This window comes from Microvirga massiliensis (assembly GCF_001006805.1).
Lineage (GTDB): Bacteria > Pseudomonadota > Alphaproteobacteria > Rhizobiales > Beijerinckiaceae > Microvirga > Microvirga massiliensis.
On sequence record NZ_LN811354.1, the window covers coordinates 467122 to 469593 of the forward strand.

General features: G+C 60.5%; 1 protein-coding gene. It reads left to right on the plus strand.

Annotation, left to right across the window (positions count from 1 at the left end; translation table 11 throughout):
- Positions 1–909 precede the first annotated feature (909 nt).
- Positions 910–2472, plus strand: a 1563-nt coding sequence (locus tag BN1233_RS18215) for a CocE/NonD family hydrolase (RefSeq protein WP_052763844.1), incomplete at its 3' end; no start/stop codon positions are given.

A 2472-nucleotide genomic window follows, 5' to 3' on the forward strand; every position in this document is an offset into this window, starting at 1 on the left:
GAGTGCGAAGAATCCTATAAATCGTTGAAGCGGGCATCTCGGCCGACTGTCCGGAACAACTGCAGATCGCCCCGCCGCATCCGTCAAGGCCGGTCCGCTCGGTAGCTCAACTGAACGACCGAGCTCGCGACCAGGTTTCAGCACGACACTCGCGGTTGCACAAGGCATTACGCACCAATCCTCTGGCAATCGAATAAGCCACTTTGCTCGGAACTTTGATGAAAAGCTGTTCATCAGCCGGATCGCTTTGCCTCGTCGCCCACTCTCGTTGCGACGGCGTAAGACAAACTCGAGCATCGATTCAATATTCTCTCCGAACAGCAAAGCTTGAGAGCCGAATCATGATTTCGATCCTCTCACCAGAGCAGGGGAAAGGGCTGTCGGTGACAAATAAGATTGCACATAGACTTTCTATTGCCCTGGATATCTCGGTGACCACGCTGGCGGGAGCCGAGGCGGGTAAAATCTGGTCAAAGATCGGACCCTCAGCCTGCCGATGCTCTTCATGATAGGGCTGTGCACAAGGCGACGTTGCGTGCTGCCCGAATCTCATCGGCGTCTACCGCGGCCGATCCCAAGACATTCGTCGTCGGCACCTATCAAAACAGCGCCTTCAAAGCTCCCGGGTCAAATGACATCGACACCGGAGTAAGGGTACGACCGAGCTCGCCGGATCGGTGCCAACCCGCAGGACAGGCATTGAGTAGGATCCAGCTCGTGCTGTTCATCATCGAAGAGTGCTCTACTTCAACACCGAGCTCATGGGGAGCTTCATCTACGCCATACACCCCATGGGCTCGAGAGATTCCGTTCTCGGCTTCTACACAGTGGCGACGAGCGAGCGAAGGGGCCCGCTGGGTCAACCGGCGGGTAGCCGACGGAGCAAGTTGCTGTGTCGGAGGAATATCCATGAAGGGCTTGTTCAAGGTACAGCAGCTCCTGCCCTCAATTGGGAGGACGCACGCGGCATCGACGCTCCACAACACCGTGCGAGCGCGTCACACCGGGACCCATGTACCTGTATTTGCATTGGTATCAGTTTTAGCGACCACGGCACCGGCTTGGGCCGCCCTCGAGAAGGGCCCGTGCACGGTCAAGAAAGAGGCGGATGTTGCCGCCACGATGCGGGACGGCACCGTGCTTCTCGCGGATGTGTATCGGCCGCAGGAGACCGGGAGCTACCCGGTTCTGTTGATGCGCCTGCCCTACAACAAGGATGCCGCGCAAACCTACGTCTACGCGAAGCCCGAGGAATATGCCTCGCACTGCTACATCGTGGTGATCCAGGATGTGCGTGGCCAGTACAAGTCAGAGGGAGAGTTCTACCCGTTCCGTCACGAAGGCCAGGACGGATACGACACCGTGGAATGGGCCGCCCAGCTGCCCGGGTCGAACGGCAAGGTGGGCATGTATGGCTTCTCCTATGTGGGTGCCACCCAGTGGCTCGCAGCCGCCGAGAAGCCCCCGCATCTGGTCGCGATTGCCCCGGCCCACACCTCATCGGACTATTATGATGGCTGGTCATACGAAGGCGGTGCGTTCTCGCTTGCCTTCGAGCAGTCCTGGCCCTTGACTTCGATCGCGGTCTCCGGAGTGCGCAGGTTCGGGGACCAGCAGCTTCTCGATGAAATCCAGCAGGCCGCCGCCAACCTGCCGGCTCTCTACAGCCATCTGCCGCTCCGGGACTATCTCCCGAATTCAAAGAACGATCAGCGCATCGCTCCCTACTACGAAGATTGGGTCACGCACGACACCTGGGATGATTACTGGAAGCAGTGGAGCATCCGGACCCGCTACCAGGAAATCCAGGTGCCGGCGCTGAATTTCGCCGGCTGGTATGACGTGTTCATGAAGGGCGGCACCGAGAACTTCATGGGGATGCGCGAGAAGGGCGGCTCGGAGGTCGCCCGCAAGGGGCAGCACCTCGTTATTGGCCCCTGGATCCATCTGCCCTGGAACCAGAAGGCTGGCGAGATCGACTTTGGTCCGGAGGCCGCCAACCCGATTGATCGGCTGCATTTGCGCTGGTTCGACCACTGGCTCAAGGGCCAGGCCAACGGGGTCGATGCCGAACAGCCCGTCCGTATGTTCGTGATGGGCGCCAACACCTGGCGCAAGGCTGAGAGCTGGCCCATCCCCGGAACGCAGTTCACGCCCTACTACCTGCAGAGCTTGGGGCAGGCCAATACCAAGTTCGGCAACGGCTCCCTCACGCTGGAAAAGCCGCCAGCGGGTCAGGCCTCTGACCGGTACCGCTATGACCCCGCCAACCCGGTGCCGAGCGCCGGCGGGCACTCCTGCTGCACCCCCGATGTGGCTCCGGTCGGCCCCTATGACCAGGCGAAGATCGAAGAGCGTGCCGACGTGTTGGTCTATACGACCGCACCGCTTGAGCAAGCGGTAGAGGTGACCGGGCCCATCCAGGTGATCCTTCATGCCAAGTCGTCCGCGCCCGACACGGATTTCACCGCC